Raw genomic sequence first — 16,370 nt, forward strand, 5'->3', positions numbered from 1 at the left:
AGCAGTTTTCCTTCAGCACTTAATCGTGTAGGCAGCGATCAACCGGCTCAAAGACGCCGGTCCCCTTGAGACCTCGCCTACGAGAGCGTGCCTGATGATCGTCTTGCGTTCGATCCTTTTCAACATGGTGTTCTACGCCAATCTGATCGTCCAGATGATCGTGCTGACCCCGATCTACTTCCTGCTGCCGCGCAAGAAGGCGTGGTTCGTGCCGAAGAACTGGGTGCGCAGCAACCACTGGCTCATGGAAAAGATGGTCGGCACGACCTTCGAGATCGAAGGCTTGGAGAATATCCCCGAGGTTCCCTATATCTTCGCTCCCAAGCACCAGTCCTTCTGGGATGCCTATGCGCTGCTCCCCTGGCTCACCGATCCCTTTTATATCCTGAAGCGCGAGCTCACCTGGATCCCGCTCTTCGGCTGGTATGTGCTCAAGCAACGCATGGTTCCGGTAAATCGCGCGGCCCGCGGCAAGGCGATGACCGGCGTGATGGACCGCACCAAGCAGGAAATGGCAACCGGCCGCGAGCTCATCATCTACCCGGAAGGCACGCGTCGCCCGCCGGGCGCTCCGCCGGAATACAAATACGGCATCGCCCGCCTCTACCGCGACCTCAGCGTGCCGGTGGTGCCGGTCGCCATGCATCCCGGCCTCTTCTGGCCGCGCCGCAAGTTCCTGCGCTTCCCCGGCCACTTCAAGGTTCGCATCCTGCCGCCCATCGAGGCCGGCATGGACCCGGACGCTTTCCTGGCGAAGCTCGTCGAGGTAACCGAGAGGGCGAGCGACGAGTTGCTCGTCGAAACCGTGAAGGCCAATCCGCACCTGCCGCTGCCGCCGACCGCCGAGCAGCGGCTGAAGGAACTGAAGGCAGAAGGCCGGGCCTGAGCCTTCAGGCCCGGGCTGAACGCGGCGCCTGCCGCAGCAATCCGACCACCTCTTCCAGCCAGTGATCGCGGATGCCCATTTCCTTGAGATGGGCGAGCGTGTTGAACACGTATTCGCTGTTCGGCCCGGATTTTCCCGTCGAAACCGCGACGATTCCGGCCGCCTCCGTGGTGGTCAGCGAGCCCGCATACTGCACGTGGGCGCGGTCGATGACGTAGGCGAGCGCCGGAACGCGGCGGCCGTCGGCAAGCAGCACCGGCATGGTGCGTTCCTTGTAGACGTGGGTCACCAGTTCACGCTCGCGCAGATAATCGACGACATCCGCCTGCTGCCCGCGCTGGACGCGAAACGCCGTCCCGATGCAGGAGCCGCCGCGGTCGAGCCCAAGCACCAGCCCCGGCCGCTGTTCGGTGCCACGGTGAACCCAGGAATGCACGCAGAGTGAGCGGCGAAAACCGAAGGCGCGTGCCGTGAGCTTCTCCTCGAAGGCAAAGCCCGGGTTCCACATCAGCGAGCCGTAGCCAAACACCCAAAATTCGTCCATATCCACTGTCATTCAACCCGCACTGCTGTTCTCACTGCCGAATCACGATCGGTCGCGTGGGACGGTGAGCCATTTTCGGTTTCTACGGCACAGCATCCCGGCACGAAAGAGACAAGGTCGTCCTCCTGCGGCCGAAGGAAAGAATAGTTTTGCGGATCGATGGCGCCACCCGAAAGGCAGCCTCCATCCTGTTTTGAATGAGGTACCCCCGCCCATGTCGGCCACCGCAGTCTCCAACCCATCGCCGGTCAGCCGGAAATTCCGCTGGCTCCTGGCAGGCATCGTGCTTGTCACCGGCGTTTATTCGGCCGGCTGGTTTCTCGCCGCCGACCAGATCGAGAAGCGGCTTGCGACCCGCCTCGCTGAAGGACAGGCGGCCGGCCTCGGCGGCGAATGCACCAACATGGACGTGCGCGGCTTCCCGTTCCGCATCGGCCTCTTCTGCGACAAGGTCCATCTGGACGACACCCGCAACGGCACCTCGGCCTCGTTCGGAGCGCTGAGGACCGCTGCCCAGGTCTACCAGCCGGGCCATGCGGTGATCGAGCTTGACGGCCCGGCCGAGATCCGGGCTTCCCCCGGCCTCAACATCTTCGCCGACTGGACGTTGCTGCATGCGAGCGTGCGCGCGACCCTGTCCGGCGTTGACCGCACGTCGCTAACCTACGACAACCTGACGGGCCGGTTGCGATTGCCGCTTGAAGGCGACGGATTTGGCTTCGGCGCCAGCCACGGCGAATTGCACCTGCGCCAGAACGGCGCGGATCTCGACGCCGCCTTGAGCGTCGACAAACTGGACGTTCGGCCCGAGGAAGGCCCGAGCCTCGCACCGCCGGCGACCGTCGCCGCCGACCTGACCTTCACCGACCGGGCCGGATGGATGACAACCCCGCCGACGCCCGAGATGTTTCGCGGCAGCAAGGGCGAGCTGAGACAGCTCACCCTCGACCTCGGCTCGGGCATGAACGCCAAGCTTTCCGGGCCGTTCTCGGTCAATGATCAGGGACTGATTTCTGGCGAGTTCTCGCTGACGATGACCAATATCGAGGCCTGGCGCGCCAATCTGGTCACCCTGATCCCGGATGATGCCAACCTCGTCGACAACACCGCCAACATGCTGAAGGCTCTCGCCAACGGCAAGAACGAGGCGACCGTGAAGCTCAACGTGCGCGACGGCACGGCATTCCTCGCCTTCATCCCGATCGGCGTCCTGCCGACCCTCTAGGCTACGGTCATACACCTCACAGGAAGGAAGACCGCTCCACGGTCTTCCTTGATCTGCTCAGGCTATTTCTGATCCATGGCATGGCGACCGAAGTCCGGCATCGCCGTGTCCTGGCCGGCCTGAATGATCGAGCGGCGAATGGCCCGGGTGCGGGTAAAGAGATCGAACAGCTTGTCGCCGTCGCCCCAGCGGATCGCCCGCTGGAGGTAGGCGAGATCTTCCGAAAACCGCGCCAGCATCTCCAGGATCGCATCCTTGTTGTGCAGGCAGACGTCGCGCCACATGGTCGGGTCGGATGCCGCCAGACGCGTGAAGTCGCGGAAGCCCGAAGCCGAATATTTGATGACTTCGGATTCGGTAACGGTCTCGAGATCGTCAGCCGTGCCGACGATGTTGTAGGCAATGATGTGCGGCAGGTGCGAAACGATTGCCAGCACCTTGTCGTGGTGTTCGGCGTCCATCTCCTCGACCATCGAGCCGAGCGTTTCCCAGAAAAGCCGCAGCCGCGCCACCGCTTCCTCATCCGCGCCAGGGGGCGGCGTCAGGATGCACCAGCGGCCGCGGAAGAGGCCGACGAAGCCGGCATCCGGGCCGGAATGCTCGGTACCGGCAATCGGATGCCCCGGCACGAAATGCACGTTCTCGGGCAAGTGCGGCGCCATCTGTGCGATCACCGAACCCTTGGTCGAACCAACGTCGGTGACGATGGCGCCTGGCTTCAGATGCGCTGAGATCTCGGCGGCAACAGCGCCGGACGCGCCGACCGGTACCGAGACGATGACGAGATCCGCGTCGCGAACGGCATCCGCCGCAGACAGCGTATAGCGATCGCCGAGCCCGAGTTCCTGCGTCCGCTTCAGCGTCGCCTCGCTGCGCGTGGAGACCACGAGCGTGCCGGCGAGCTGCTTCTCGCGGATTTCGCGCGCGATCGACGAGCCGATCAGACCAATGCCGATGAGGGCGATCGTTTCAAACTGCTGAGCCATTATTTCCGTCCCATGAATTCGGTCAGCGCCGCGATGACGCCCTCGTTGGCTTCCGCGGAGCCGATGGTCATGCGCAAGGCATTCGGGAAGCCGTAGCTGCGGACTGCCCTGAGGATATAGCCGCGGCGGGTCAGGAACTCATCGGCCTCCTCCGCCCGCTTGCCGGCCTCGTCGGGGAAATGGATCAGCACGAAATTCGTGACCGACGGCGTGATGCGGAGCCCGATCGCCTCGAGCGCTTCGGCAACGCGGGCAAGCCAGGTGAGATTGTGATCGACAGCCGTTGCGACGAAAGCCTGATCGCGGATCGCCGCCGCACCCGCCGCAATGGAAGGCGCACTGAGATTGAACGGCCCGCGGACACGGTCGACCGCGTCGATCACTTCCGGCGGCGCATACATCCAGCCGATGCGCAGGCCGGCAAGACCATAGATCTTCGAGAAGGTGCGGGTCATTACCACGTTGCGGCTGGCCGAGACGAGCTCAAGACCGGCGGCATAGTCGTTGCGGCGCACATATTCGGCATAGGCGGCGTCGAGCACCAGGAGCACGCCCTCGGGCAGGCCCGCATGCAGCCGGCGGACTTCGTCGACCGGGATATAGGTGCCGGTCGGATTGGCGGGATTGGCGAGAAAGACCATCTTGGTCCGCTCGGTGACCGCGGAAAGGATGGCGTCCACATCGACGCGTGCATCTTTTTCCTCGACGGTCACGGGCGTCGCACCGGCCGCCAGGATCTGGATCTTGTAGACCAGGAAACCGTGCTCGGTGATGATGCCTTCGTCGCCGGGGCCGAGATAGGTGTGGCACAGCAGCCCGAGCAGTTCGTCCGAGCCGTTGCCGCACATGATGTTTGCCGGATTGAGCCCGTGAACGGCCCCGATTGCCTCCCGCAGCGCCCGCGCCTGGCCGTCCGGATAGCGCTCCAGATTGAAGGCCATCGCCTGGAAGGCTTCTATCGCCTTCGGGCTGGCACCGAGCGGCGTCTCGTTCGACGAGAGCTTATGCACCTTGGCGACACCCGGCGCATGCTCCTTGCCCGGCACATAGGCGGCAATGTCAAGGATGCCGGGACGCGGCTCAGGGCTCTTCGAAGCAAGGCTCATCGGGTCAGCTTTCTATGGCCATCAAGGTGCCACAGCGACCTTTGTCGCGCCTTGGGAGGCGCGGGGCGCTATAGGCAGGAAAAGAGGTCAAGCCATTACCGGCGCAAGCGGCTTTTGTCGAGGGTCCGCCGCCTGTACGCAGCGCCTTATCGGGTGAGGCGTGGCCGTTCGCGTGTGCTCGGCACGCCCTGCGGCGCCAGCACCGGCACGAAGACACGGCGGGACGCGCGCGCTGCGACCGGCAGCCCCTGGTAAAGCCGCTTCTGCGCCTCGACGACGATGACGCCTGAGAACACTGGCCAGAGCCAGCGGCCGAGCCGCTCAAAGCCTCGGCGCAGCCGCAGGATCGCCCGGAGCTTCGACGGCGGGAAGAACAGCGCGTCGGCCGTAGCCCCCGGCGTGAAGTTGGTCTCGCGCAACAGCGCCGTCAGCTGCCCGCGCGAATAGGGTCGGCCGGAGCCGAAGGGCGTATGCTCCATGCGTGCCCAGACGCCGCGTCGATTGGGCACGACGATCACGAGCCGGCCGCCCGGCGCCAGCACCCGCCAGATCTCCTTCATCGTCTCGCGCGGACTTTCGGCAAATTCCAGCGAATGCACCATCAGCACCCGGTCGATCGATGCGTCCGGCAGCGGCAATTCCTCGTCGAACACCAGCGCCGTCGAGGAAAGCTCGGCAACCGGCCAGTTCACCGCGCCCTGGCCCGCAGGCATGAAGGCGAAGGTGCGCTCCGTGTCCTTGCGGAACCGCTCGAGATAGGGAACGGCATAGCCGAGGCCGACCAGCCGCTCGTCCGGCAGCCGCGCCCAGACGGACGAAAGCGCCATGGTGACGGATTGCTCCGCCATCCGGCCAAGCTCGGAGTGATAGAATTCGCGAAGGTCGACAATATCGGTATGCATTCGCAACATGTTAGCTTCGAAGCGGTAGACTTCAAGGTAAGGCTCGCTACATTCGGCAGCATCTCCCCTCTCCTGACCGGAGGACCTGCCATGGCCGCGCTCGAACTCGATCTTTTCCTCTGCCGCACCGACAATTTCGGCGTGCTGATCCACGACCCCGAAAGCGGCCTGACCGCCTCGATCGACGCGCCCGAGGAGGCGCCAATCCTGGAGGCGCTGGAACGCCGCGGCTGGACGCTCAGCCATATTCTCACGACGCACCATCATGGCGACCACGTCGCGGCCAATGACGCGTTGAAAGCCCGCTTCGGCGCCATCATCATCGGTCCGTTCAACGAGGCCGCGAAAATTCCGGGCCTCGACAAGACGGTGCGTCATGGCGAACGCTTCGAGTTTGCGGGCCGCAACGTCGAGGTGATCGAAACACCCGGCCATACCGCCGGCCATATCTGCTTCCATTTTCCACAGGACAAGCTGCTCTTTGCCGCCGACACGCTTTTTGCGCTCGGCTGCGGCCGTCTGTTCGAGGGGACGCCGGCGACCATGTGGCAGTCTCTCAGCCGGCTGATGGCCTTGCCGGACGACACGACCGTCTATTTCGGCCACGAATACACGCTCTCCAATGCCCGCTTCGCGGTCACCGTCGATCCCGACAATGCCGAACTCAAGGCACGCGCTGCCGAGATCGAGGAAATCCGCTGCGACGGCGGCTTCACCGCGCCGACGACAATCGGCCTGGAGAAGCGTACGAACCCGTTCCTGCGCGCCGCCGATCCCGGCATTCGCGCCCATCTCGGCCTGCGAGATGCCGACGATGCCGCGGTCTTTGCGGAAATCCGCAAGCGGAAGGATAACTTCTGATGGCTGAAGCACAGACGGCGGAAGAGGTCATCGAGACGCTCGCCCTCACACGCCATCCGGAGGGCGGCTGGTACATCGAGACCTTCCGTGACACGGCCGGCGGCCCGCGGGGCCATTCGACGGCGATCTATTATCTGCTTGAGCGTGGCGACCGTTCGCACTGGCACCGCGTCCGCGACGCCGTCGAGATCTGGCACTACCACGCCGGCGCGCCGCTCGAACTCAGCATTGCCGAGGACGGCAAGCCCGCCGAGACGTTGCGGCTTGGGCCCGACATCCGGGACGGTGAGCGGCCGCAGGGCGTAGTACCGGCCAACTGGTGGCAGTCGGCTGCCTCGCTCGGCGATTGGACGCTGGTCGGCTGCACGGTCGCGCCGGCCTTCGATTTTGCCGCCTTCGAGATGGCAGCCCCCGACTGGCAGCCGCCGACCCGATAGCGATCTTTCGGACTACTCCGCCGGCTGGGTGACTGCGGCATCCTTGCGCAAAATCAGATCCTGGGCGGCGAGCACCGCCCCGCCGGTGACGAACAGGCAGGCAAGCGCTATGCGCCAGGATGGCTCGGCAAAGCCGAAGAGGATCAGGATCAGCGTCGAGAGCACCGGTGCTGCATAGCTCGAAACGCCGAGAAGCTGGATGTCGCCGTTCTTCACCCCGAAGTCCCAGGCATAGAAGGCCGCCCCCACCGGCAAGAGGCCGAGGCCCGCGACCGCCAGCCACTCGAAGGTCGTCGCCGGCCAGACCGTCGTTTCGAGCGCGAGATGGCAGACGAAGGACAGGATCGAGGTGGCAAGGCAGAAGCCGGTGACCACATCGGTCGAAACCGCCTCGAAGCGGCGTGTGATCAGCGAATAACCCGACCAGGTAAAGGCGCAGAGGAAGGCCGCGCCATAGCCGATGAGATAGGCATCGTCGAAGGCGACGCCGTTGCGCGCGACGATCAGGATCGTGCCGACGAGGCCCGCAAGCGCGCCGGCGATGTGATACCAGCGCAGCCGCTCCCCCGGCAGCAGTGCCGAACCGACAACGATCAAGAGCGGCCAGAGATAGGCGATCAGCCCGGCCTCCACCGCCGGCGCATTGCGCAGCGCCGTGAAGTAGAGGAAGTGATAGCCGAAGAGGCCGGCAATGCCCGTGATCCAGACCTTCGCCGGCTGCTTGAGCAGCGCCAGGCGCTCCGGTTTTGCCACAAGCACCGCAAGGCCGGGCAGGCTGCCGATCAGGAAACAGATTGCCGAAAGCTGGAACGGCGGCATCTTGCCCGATGCCGCCGTGAACAGCGCGAGCAGCGACCACATCAGGATGGCCGAAAAACCGATCAGAGTTGCCTTGAGTTTCATAGTCGTCCCCGGGCGCGATTTCTCTCAACGGAAACCTGCGCCGTCAAAATCACGGTGCTTGCTGGTATTTAACCTTTTAGTTGCACGCGATCGCGCGTCAACCACCAAATCGCGTCGCCGAGACCGTGACCGGCCCAAGCTTGGTGGGGATGCGGACATAGACGGGGGCATAGACATTCATGGTCTCAGCCTTGGCGAACCAGATTTCCATCGTCTGCAGTCGCCGCAGATATTCGACGTCCTCGCGGCCCTTCTTGTAGCCGGCCTTCGGCACGAAGCGGATGCCGCAGACGATCACCTCGCCTTCGAAGCCCTTCGTCTTGAAAGGCCTGGTGCCCTTCGGCGAAAGCTTGATGTCGAGCCGCGACTCGCCGTCGAAAATCGGCAGGGTGTTGGGGCAGACGCGCGCTTGCGCCGGAATGATCAGCCCCGAAAGCGGATCGAGAACGTTGCGCATGTCGCGCGAGGTGACCGGCACCCAGTTCTTCGGCAAAGGCGTGCGCTTCGGCGTCATGCTCGCATGCACGACATTGCCGTTGCGGTAGGTAACGCTGATCGCCCGGCTCTTCGAGCCGCTGCGATAGGACATCGAATATTGCGACGCGCGCAGGTAATCCTTGTCGACAACGCCGGAAACCTGTGTCTGGCCCGACGTGCGGCTGAGGATATCGAGCAGGCCCGCCGATTTCAGCGTCCCCGATATCGTGTAGCGATTCTTCTGAACCTCGGTGTGGAATGAGGCGCGCGCCACCGGCAGACCGGACAGCGAGATGCTGTAATCCGTCAGATGCTCGGCATCGGCGGCCGATGATGCTGTGGAAAACAAGACCGCCGAAAGCAGCATTGCCCCGCGAAAGCCATTTCGCAACTTCATGCCTTTAGGAATCCATCACTTGAACATCGCCGCAATACCCTGAAATGCAGGGTGTTTACGGCTTTTCTGCGCCATTTCGCTGTCGCCGGCTACGCGGTCGGTCCAATCACGGAACCAAACCGTCGTGTGTCCTCGGTCAAGAAATAGCGCATAGCAAAACCGCTTGGAATGGGTCTCACGCACCATTATTGTTGCCCGGACAGCGCTTCGCATGGGCAGATCGGCCGGGAAAAACCGCGGTTTTCCGAGAATGCAAGAGGTTTGGCTTGACGGGCGGGCCGTCTCTGACTATAGAACCGCGACTTTCCAATAATGGCCTAGGAACGCGGCCTGGGCTCTGGGCCCGCTACCGCATTGTCCGGCGGCGATAAAGAGAATAGGTGTACCATGTCCCGTAGTTGCGAATTGACCGGCAAGGGCGTCCAGTCGGGCAACAATGTAAGCCACGCCAACAACAAGACCAAGCGCCGGTTCCTTCCGAACCTGTGCAACGTCACGCTGATTTCCGATGCTCTCGGCCAGCGCTACCGCCTGCGCGTTTCCGCAGCTGCTCTCCGCTCGGTTGAACACCGTGGCGGCCTCGACGCCTTCCTGCTGAAGTCGGACGAGAACGAGCTGAGCATGCGCGCTCGCCTGCTGCGTCGCCAGATCGTCAAGAAGGTTGCTGAAGCCGCCTAATCGGCGCCAGCGCACCGTCTTTGACACGCGTTTAAAAGGCTTGCGGGTTCATCCGGCAAGCCTTTTTCTCGTGCGCACGTTTCTTAACCGATACGCGCTTTTGCCTTCATCGGCCGGGTGCACTGCCCTGCTTTCATCCCTCTAGCTGGTGGCATACCCCAGGATAAAAAAATGCTGATCAACCGCACTTTCTTCGTCTATGTCGCGCTGATGACCCTCGTGGTCGTCGCCTCGAACATCCTCGTTCAGTTTCCGCTGCCGGGCTCGATTGCCGGTATGCAGCTCGGCGATCTCCTCACCTGGGGCGCCTTCAGCTATCCCTTCGCCTTCCTGGTGACCGACCTTACCAACCGCCAGTTCGGGCCGCGCATCGCGCGCCGCGTGGTAGTCGCAGGCTTCATCGTCGCCATTCTGCTCTCCATCGTCGCCGCCACGCCGCGCATCGCTATCGCGTCGGGCTCGGCCTTCCTGTTCGGTCAACTCCTGGACATCTCGGTGTTCAACCGGCTCCGCCGTCAGAGCTGGTGGCATGCGCCGCTCGCAGGCTCGCTGATCGGCTCGGCGCTCGATACCGCAATGTTCTTCTCCTTTGCGTTCGCACCGTTCTTCGTGTTCTTCGGCCCGAACGACAGCTTTGCGCTGGAAACCGCACCGCTCCTCGGCGTACTTGCGGCTGAAGCACCGCGCTGGATCTCCTGGGCGGTCGGTGACTTGAGCGTGAAGATCCTCTGCGGCCTCGTCATGCTGCTCCCCTATGGCGCGCTGATGAGCATCGTGAAGCCCATGCCCGCTGCGGAAAAGCAGGCGGCCTAAGGGCCGCCTGCCGGCACGCCTCGGCCCGCGCCGAAGCGGCGACCGGGCGTCGATTGCAAGGCGCGGGGAAGAGCAGCAGCCGCCCTTCCCCGCGCCTCACCTTCTAGCGCTGCTTCAAAAGCATCTGAGCGTTTTCGAATGGCAGCCCTTCGTCGTCTTCCGACCGCCGGGACTGTTCTTCAAAGCCGAGGTTCTCGTAGAAGGCATAGGCCTGCGAATTTGCGGTGTAGACCTCCAAGCGGAGCTGCCCCTTCAGCTGCAGGGCATGCGAAACCAACAAGTGGCCGATGCCGGCACCCTGGTGTCGCGGCGAGACGAACAGCCCACCGATGAAATCGTCGAGCAAGCTGACGAACCCGGCCGGTTCGCCGCCCCGGATGGCGACCCAAGTCTCCGCGTTCGGCAGATAGACGGTCTCGATCAACAGGCGCTGTTCACGCAACCGCGCCTCGCCGACAAATGCGTGCGCCGTTATCGAGGCCTCGAACCAGATGGCCGACAGTTCTTCCAAATCCGCAGCACGATAGGCGCGGATCATCACATCCATTTTTTTCATGGTTTTTCCGTTCAATAGATATGCATCAAGAGGGACGCCTGTTCGGCGCCTTGAACAACCGCGAATGCGGGTAAATTTTCAGCCTCTGCGCATAAATCTCCTTCAACGGACAATCGGCCAATAGGCCTTTGCCGGGACACCGTCAAGCATCGGACGGGCTTGTTCGGGCCTCTGCGCAGCCGCGCCGAGCGAGACGGCTCGATCCTTCACCGGCTCTTGGCCGGATCTCCACACGATCGGGCGGATCGCACTGTTCAGGAGTTGGCTGGCTTACTGTGTCAGCGCGGTGTTGAGCCGGAACTCCAGCATCAGGTTGCGCTCGAGGATCGAATGGTTGTCGTCGGAGACGACGATGACCCGCACTTCGCCGTCGGGACGCACGACGACGTCGAGGCCTTCCATGTTGTCGATCTGGTAGCCCATGTCCGCTTCGAAGAGGACTTCGCCGTCGACGACCGCGCCGGGCTTGATCTTATCGCCTGGGACCCGACGGATCTGCATGCCGAGACCCGAGCCGAAGGAGAAACGTCGCTCCAGCAGCAAGAGGTCGCCGTTCGGCAGGAAGGCGCCATCGGTTGCCGCATAGGGATCCTTGCGCACGACGCTGAATGCGCCGCGCTGTGGCCCGTCGAGGATACCGGCCAAAAGATTGTCCGCCTTGTCGACGCTGCGTTCGGCAATGGCGATCATGGCGCCCGCGAGGGGGCTGTCCTTCGGCGAGACCGCGATCGTCTCAATGCCGGCGTTGCTGCGCAGCTCGCTGATCGGAAACGGCAATGCCAGGCTTCCGATCGGCTTCGAGCCGGCAAAACCCGGATCCGGATAGATGTCGATGCGATGGGCCTGCTCGTAACTGACGATCGCCTGGCCTTCTCGAAGGGCAAGCCCTTCGGAATCCACCTTCCATTTCGCCAGGCCGACATCACCGTTACGATCCGCCATCGGCGTGGCGGTCAGGTTGGTGATACCGGAAAGCCGACCCTGCTCGTCGCGGGTTACCGCACCTTCCAGCCAGTGGCCGGTATCCATGACGGCGACGAAAGAGCTGCCGTCAGGACGAAAGCGGATTGCCGAAACCGCGCCGAACAGCGGATTTGACGAGGTCATCTCCAGACCGCCGAGAAACTCCAGGGCGCCAAACCGGGTGGCGCTGGAGCCGACAGCGAAATTACTGATCTGGCGGCTGCGGATCGGCAGGTCTTCGCTATCGGAAGCGGACCATGCCGGGCAGGCCGAAGCCAGGAGGAAAAGGGCTAGGAGACCGCGGCCAAGCATCAAGAGAAGTACCTTCAGGGGGGCATCGGGAATGACGCGGCGTGCGCTCACAGTGAGCCCGCCACGCATGGTAGCTTGGTAGACTGTAAAACTATGTCCGTAAATTGACTTCGGCCGCCAGCGATGCGTGCAGGTGCCGATTGGCAGCTCGCAGGCGATGTTCCACCGCCCCCAAGGGGGAAGCATCACCCGGCGCGGCGAAGACGCGAAGAACCGCGGCGCTGGCTTTCGTCCTCGAAGAGTGCGGCCAGCTGTTCGGTCATCGCGCCGGCAAGCTCATCGGCATCGACGATGGTGACGGCACGGCGATAGTAGCGCGTCACGTCGTGGCCGATACCGATCGCCAGCAGTTCCACCGGCGAGCGCGTTTCGATCTGCTCGATGACCGCGCGCAGGTGACGCTCCAGATAGTTTCCTGGATTGACCGACAGCGTCGAGTCGTCGACCGGCGCGCCGTCCGAAATCATCATCAGGATGCGCCGCTGTTCGCGCCGCGCCATCAGCCGCTCATGCGCCCAAATCAACGCCTCGCCGTCGATGTTTTCCTTGAGCAGGCCTTCCCGCATCATCAGGCCCAGATTGCGTCGTGCGCGGCGCCACGGAGCGTCGGCAGACTTGTAGACGATGTGTCGCAGGTCGTTGAGGCGACCCGGGGCCTGTGGCTTGCCGCCGGCCAGCCACTTCTCGCGTGACTGCCCACCCTTCCACGCCTTGGTGGTAAAACCGAGGATCTCGACCTTGACGCCGCAGCGCTCGAGCGTGCGCGCCAGGATATCGGCGCAGGTGGCCGCAACCGTGATCGGACGGCCTCGCATCGAGCCGGAATTGTCGATCAGCAGCGTCACGACGGTATCGCGGAAGTTGGTGTCCTTTTCGCGCTTGAAGGAGAGCGGCTGCATCGGATCGATGATGATGCGCTGAAGTCGCGCCGAGTCGAGATAGCCCTCTTCGAGATCGAACTCCCAGGAGCGGTTCTGCTGCGCCATCAGGCGGCGCTGCAGCCGATTGGCAAGCCGGCCGACCGCGCCTTGAAGATGGGCAAGCTGCTTGTCGAGGAAGGCGCGCAGCCGGTCGAGCTCGGCCTCGTCGCAAAGCTCTTCCGAGGCGATGGTCTCGTCGAACTCGCGGGTGAAGACGGCGTAGTCGACCTTCTCGTTGAAGTCGGCGAAGGGCTGGTTCGGACGCTTGACCTCGCCGGGCGTTTCGCTGTCCTCGTCGCCTTCGTCCTGGAGATCGTCGTCGGAGATCTCCGCGCCGTCCATCTCGCCTTCTTCCATCTGCTCTTCGGCAGCCTGGTTCTCGTCGGCGGGTGCGGCATCGTCGCCGGCTTCCTCGTCGCTGGCGTTCTCGTCCTGCTCCTGGCTGCGCGGCTGGTCTTCGTCGGTCTCGCTTTCCTGCTCGTCCGGCTCGTTGTCGTCGTCACCGTATTTCTCGGCGACTTCCATCGAGGTCAGCATGTCGCGAACGACCCGGGCAAAGGCCTGCTGGTTGTTGATCGTCGACGACAGGTGCTCAATGTCGCCGGCAGCCTTGCCCTCGATGAACTCGCGCCAGAGGTCGAGCACCTTGCCGGCAGACGCCGGCGGCTTCTGGCCCGTCAGCTTCTCGCGCACCAGCAGCGCTACGGCCTCGCCGAGCGGCGCGTCCGCCTGGCGCTCGATGGTTGCGAAATTCGCCTTGGCGTATTTCTCTTCGAGCATGACGTTGAGGTTCTTGGCGACACCCGCCATGCGCAACGACCCGATCGCCTCGACACGAGCCTGCTCCACCGCATCGAAGATCGCGCGGGCGTCCGCCCCTTGCGGCGACATGGTCGCGTGGATCCGCGCATCGTGACAGGCCTTGCGCAGCGCCATGCTGTCACCGAGCCCGCGGGTCACGGCAAGTTCCTGCAGGGTCGGGCGCTTGGAAAGTTCCGGCAGACGGATGCGTTCGCCGGTCATGCCCGGCCGCTCGTTGGCGAAGGCGACTTCCACCTCGGCATCGCCCGCGATCGATCGGATGCAGCCGGAAAGCGCCCGCTTGAACGGTTCCGCAGCATTCTCGCGCGTGGTTGGCTTTGCCTTCGAATTCGAGCTCACGACAGTTCCTTCTTCAGCCAGAGGCGACGGCGCCCCAGTGGGGCGTCATCCGGTTTGCCACAGCGTCATGACCCGCCCTCCCAAAGGGGACGGCAGGCCGTGGGATCAGGCGGTGGCTTCGAGCACGATGTTGGCAGCGCTTTCCTTCAGCTCGATGCCGAAGGCGCGCTGGTAGTGCTCGGCGACCAGCGCCCGCTCAAGCTCGTCGCACTTGTTGAGGAAGGTCACGCGGAAGGCGAAAGCGATGTCGCCGAAGATGTGGGCGTTCTCGGCCCAGGTGATGACCGTACGCGGGCTCATGACGGTCGAGAGATCGCCATTGATGAAAGCAGCGCGCGTGAGGTCGGCGACACGTACCATCTTGGAGATGGTCTCGCGGCCCTTGTCGGCAGTGAAGCCCTTGACCTTGGCGGCGACGATGTCGACTTCCTTGTCGTGCGGCAGGTAGTTCAGCGTGGTGACGATCGACCAGCGGTCCATCTGCGCCTGGTTGATCTGCTGCGTGCCGTGATAGAGGCCGGTCGTGTCGCCGAGGCCGACGGTGTTGGCGGTCGCAAACAGGCGGAAGGCCGGGTGCGGACGGATGACACGGCTCTGGTCGAGCAGCGTCAGGCGGCCGGAGGATTCCAGCACGCGCTGGATGACGAACATGACGTCCGGGCGGCCGGCATCGTATTCGTCGAAGACGAGCGCGACATTGTGCTGGTAGGCCCAGGGCAGGATGCCGTCCTTGAATTCGGTGACCTGCAGGCCGTCCTTGACGACGATCGCGTCCTTGCCGACGAGGTCGATACGGCTGACATGGCTATCGAGGTTGACGCGCACGCACGGCCAGTTGAGGCGCGCGGCGACCTGCTCGATATGGGTGGACTTGCCGGTGCCGTGATAGCCCGACACCATCACGCGTCGGTTGTGGGCGAAGCCTGCGAGAATGGCGAGCGTCGTTTCGCGGTCGAAGAGGTAGTCCGGATCCAGATCCGGGACATAGGCGTCGCCCTTCGAATAGGCAGGAACGCGCAAATCCGTATCAATGCCGAAAACCTCCCGGACGGAAATCGTGGTGTCGGGGAGGTTGGAAATGTCGAGGTCAATCTTGCTCATCATGTCTCCAGAGCGGCCACCGGACGGCACCCGCGCATTCGCCTGCAAAAGTGCTTCTGTATTAATCCGGGTTGTTAGCAGAAACCAGCCTGTTTTAACAATTGGTAGGCCTGAATAACCGCGCGAAAACGCTCTTCCGATCCTCTATCTCCGCCATTGGCATCGGGGTGATGCTTCTTGACGAGGTCCTTGTATGCCGCCTTGATGTCGGCAGTGGTCGCCGAGGCTCCGAGACCAAGCGTTTCGAAGGCCTTCGCCTCGAGCGTCTTCAGCTTGCGCTGACGTGGCTCGGGACGACCGGATCGCGCCCGTGCCTCGCTGACAAAGCCGAAGGGATCGCGCATGCGGGCCTGGGCGCCGGCAGAGCCAGACCGCGTCTGCGACTGGGTCGGGCCGTTCTTGGCGTTCTTGTTGACGCCGACGGTCCAGGTGGGCCGATGACCGGTGATCGCTTCCTTCTGGTAGCGGGCGACCTCGCTGTCGGAGAGGCCGGAGAAGAAGTTGTAGCCCTTGTTGTATTCCTTCACGTGCTCGAAGCAGAACATGAAGTACTGCCCCTCGGCGTTGCGACCGACGGGCGCCCGGTGCACACCCTTCTGATCGCAGCCGTCCCACTGACAGACGGGAGCCGCCGGCTCTGCCTGCGGCTCGACCTTGCGCCGGGTTCGAATGCGATCGAAGTATTTTGAATCGAGTCTCATGGCGCTCATTATGGGGTTTGGCGGGAGTCACAACAAGAATTGACAAAGCGGAATGTTGCTGGCTTTGTGCGGGCATTTTGCGCCGCCGTGCCAGCGATTACCGGGTTCTTAACTGCGAGGGGGCGCCAAGCAAACAGCAAAATGGGACGGAAGAATGTCGCTCACCGAGACCATCGAAAAGAAGCTGATCGAGGCCTTCCACCCTGAACGGCTCGAGGTCATCAACGAGAGCCATCAGCATGCCGGCCATCAGCCGGGGTTCGATGGTACCGGCGAGTCCCACATGCGCGTGCGTATCGTTTCTAGCGCCTTTGCCGGCATGAGCCGCGTCGCCCGCCACCGCGCCATCAATGATCTCCTGAAGCCAGAACTCGACGCCGGCCTGCATGCGCTCGCCGTCGAGCCGGCAGCCCCCGGCGAGCCGACCCGCTGGTAGAGGCA

The 16,370-nt window shown here is 63.5% G+C and carries 18 protein-coding genes; 7 read left to right on the forward strand and 11 right to left on the reverse strand.

All coding sequences use genetic code 11. The annotated features are described in order from the left end of the window. The first annotated feature begins 94 nt into the window (after nt 1–94). Nucleotides 95–886, forward strand: a complete 792-nt coding sequence (locus IB279_RS30370; protein WP_112771831.1) for a 1-acyl-sn-glycerol-3-phosphate acyltransferase — start codon at nt 95–97, stop codon at nt 884–886. 4 nt (nt 887–890) lie between these two features. On the opposite strand, the gene IB279_RS30375 is transcribed toward IB279_RS30370, so the two are convergent. After that, on the reverse strand, nt 891–1,442 hold the full coding sequence (locus IB279_RS30375) for a gamma-glutamylcyclotransferase (RefSeq protein ID WP_060518502.1): 552 nt from the start codon (nt 1,440–1,442) through the stop codon (nt 891–893). 202 nt (nt 1,443–1,644) lie between these two features. On the opposite strand from IB279_RS30375, the gene IB279_RS30380 reads away from it, so the two are divergent. Next, nucleotides 1,645–2,655, forward strand: a complete 1,011-nt coding sequence (locus IB279_RS30380; protein WP_034806594.1) for a DUF2125 domain-containing protein — start codon at nt 1,645–1,647, stop codon at nt 2,653–2,655. 62 nt (nt 2,656–2,717) lie between these two features. Here the strand turns inward: IB279_RS30380 and IB279_RS30385 are convergent, their stop codons facing one another. From IB279_RS30385 to IB279_RS30395, 3 genes are all read right to left on the reverse strand, one after another. Beyond that, entirely contained in the window at nt 2,718–3,641 is a 924-nt protein-coding gene (locus IB279_RS30385) for a prephenate/arogenate dehydrogenase family protein (protein ID WP_034806590.1), read from the reverse strand. Continuing rightward, nucleotides 3,641–4,747 carry a histidinol-phosphate transaminase gene (hisC, locus tag IB279_RS30390; RefSeq protein ID WP_034806587.1) on the reverse strand — a complete coding sequence of 369 codons (1,107 nt, stop codon included), beginning with the start codon at nt 4,745–4,747 and terminating at the stop codon, nt 3,641–3,643. Before hisC ends, IB279_RS30385 begins: the two co-directional genes overlap by 1 nt. A gap of 146 nt (nt 4,748–4,893) precedes the next feature. Next, nucleotides 4,894–5,658: a class I SAM-dependent methyltransferase gene (locus IB279_RS30395; RefSeq protein ID WP_089044490.1), complete on the reverse strand. Its 765-nt coding sequence runs from the start codon at nt 5,656–5,658 to the stop codon at nt 4,894–4,896. Between the two features lie 81 nt (nt 5,659–5,739). Between IB279_RS30395 and gloB the strand changes: the two genes are divergently transcribed. Both gloB and IB279_RS30405 read left to right on the forward strand, forming a co-directional pair. Next, nucleotides 5,740–6,510, forward strand: a complete 771-nt coding sequence (gene gloB / locus IB279_RS30400) for a hydroxyacylglutathione hydrolase (RefSeq protein WP_112771830.1) — start codon at nt 5,740–5,742, stop codon at nt 6,508–6,510. Then, on the forward strand, nt 6,510–6,947 hold the full coding sequence (locus tag IB279_RS30405) for a cupin domain-containing protein (protein WP_112771829.1): 438 nt from the start codon (nt 6,510–6,512) through the stop codon (nt 6,945–6,947). Before gloB ends, IB279_RS30405 begins: the two co-directional genes overlap by 1 nt. Nucleotides 6,948–6,959: 12 nt before the next feature. Here the strand turns inward: IB279_RS30405 and IB279_RS30410 are convergent, their stop codons facing one another. Together IB279_RS30410 and IB279_RS30415 are read right to left on the reverse strand one after the other, a co-directional pair. Further along, nucleotides 6,960–7,850 (reverse strand): DMT family transporter, encoded by an 891-nt coding sequence (locus IB279_RS30410; RefSeq protein ID WP_112771828.1) that lies wholly within the window; start codon nt 7,848–7,850, stop codon nt 6,960–6,962. A 97-nt stretch (nt 7,851–7,947) separates the two neighbouring features. Further along, nucleotides 7,948–8,724, reverse strand: a complete 777-nt coding sequence (locus IB279_RS30415) for a DUF3108 domain-containing protein (RefSeq protein ID WP_034806574.1) — start codon at nt 8,722–8,724, stop codon at nt 7,948–7,950. Between the two features lie 387 nt (nt 8,725–9,111). Between IB279_RS30415 and rpmB the strand changes: the two genes are divergently transcribed. Both rpmB and IB279_RS30425 read left to right on the forward strand, forming a co-directional pair. Continuing rightward, the gene (gene rpmB / locus IB279_RS30420; RefSeq protein WP_034806568.1) at nt 9,112–9,402 is read left to right on the forward strand and encodes a 50S ribosomal protein L28; all 291 of its coding nucleotides are present in this window, start codon (nt 9,112–9,114) and stop codon (nt 9,400–9,402) included. Between the two features lie 171 nt (nt 9,403–9,573). Continuing rightward, nucleotides 9,574–10,215, forward strand: coding sequence for a VUT family protein (locus IB279_RS30425; protein WP_034806565.1), 642 nt, complete (start codon nt 9,574–9,576; stop codon nt 10,213–10,215). Between the two features lie 103 nt (nt 10,216–10,318). Here IB279_RS30425 and IB279_RS30430 read toward each other — a convergent pair whose 3' ends face one another. The 5 genes from IB279_RS30430 to IB279_RS30450 form a co-directional block, all read right to left on the reverse strand. After that, a complete protein-coding gene (locus tag IB279_RS30430) occupies nt 10,319–10,771 on the reverse strand; it encodes a GNAT family N-acetyltransferase (protein ID WP_181529551.1) in 453 nt (150 codons plus the stop codon). Nucleotides 10,772–11,041: 270 nt separating this feature from the next. Next, entirely contained in the window at nt 11,042–12,046 is a 1,005-nt protein-coding gene (locus tag IB279_RS30435; RefSeq protein WP_112771827.1) for an esterase-like activity of phytase family protein, read from the reverse strand. 185 nt (nt 12,047–12,231) lie between these two features. Then, nucleotides 12,232–14,127, reverse strand: a complete 1,896-nt coding sequence (cobT, locus tag IB279_RS30440) for a cobaltochelatase subunit CobT (RefSeq protein ID WP_034806554.1) — start codon at nt 14,125–14,127, stop codon at nt 12,232–12,234. A gap of 105 nt (nt 14,128–14,232) precedes the next feature. Further along, nucleotides 14,233–15,228, reverse strand: a complete 996-nt coding sequence (gene cobS / locus IB279_RS30445) for a cobaltochelatase subunit CobS (protein WP_112771826.1) — start codon at nt 15,226–15,228, stop codon at nt 14,233–14,235. 74 nt (nt 15,229–15,302) lie between these two features. Next, complete coding sequence (locus IB279_RS30450; protein ID WP_034806549.1) at nt 15,303–15,938, reverse strand: J domain-containing protein; 636 nt, start codon at nt 15,936–15,938, stop codon at nt 15,303–15,305. 145 nt (nt 15,939–16,083) lie between these two features. On the opposite strand from IB279_RS30450, the gene IB279_RS30455 reads away from it, so the two are divergent. Next, a complete protein-coding gene (locus tag IB279_RS30455) occupies nt 16,084–16,365 on the forward strand; it encodes a BolA family transcriptional regulator (protein WP_060518522.1) in 282 nt (93 codons plus the stop codon). Nucleotides 16,366–16,370: the final 5 nt, after the last annotated feature.

The sequence above is a fragment of the Ensifer sp. ENS06 genome (genome assembly GCF_014852205.1).
Lineage (GTDB): Bacteria > Pseudomonadota > Alphaproteobacteria > Rhizobiales > Rhizobiaceae > Ensifer > Ensifer adhaerens.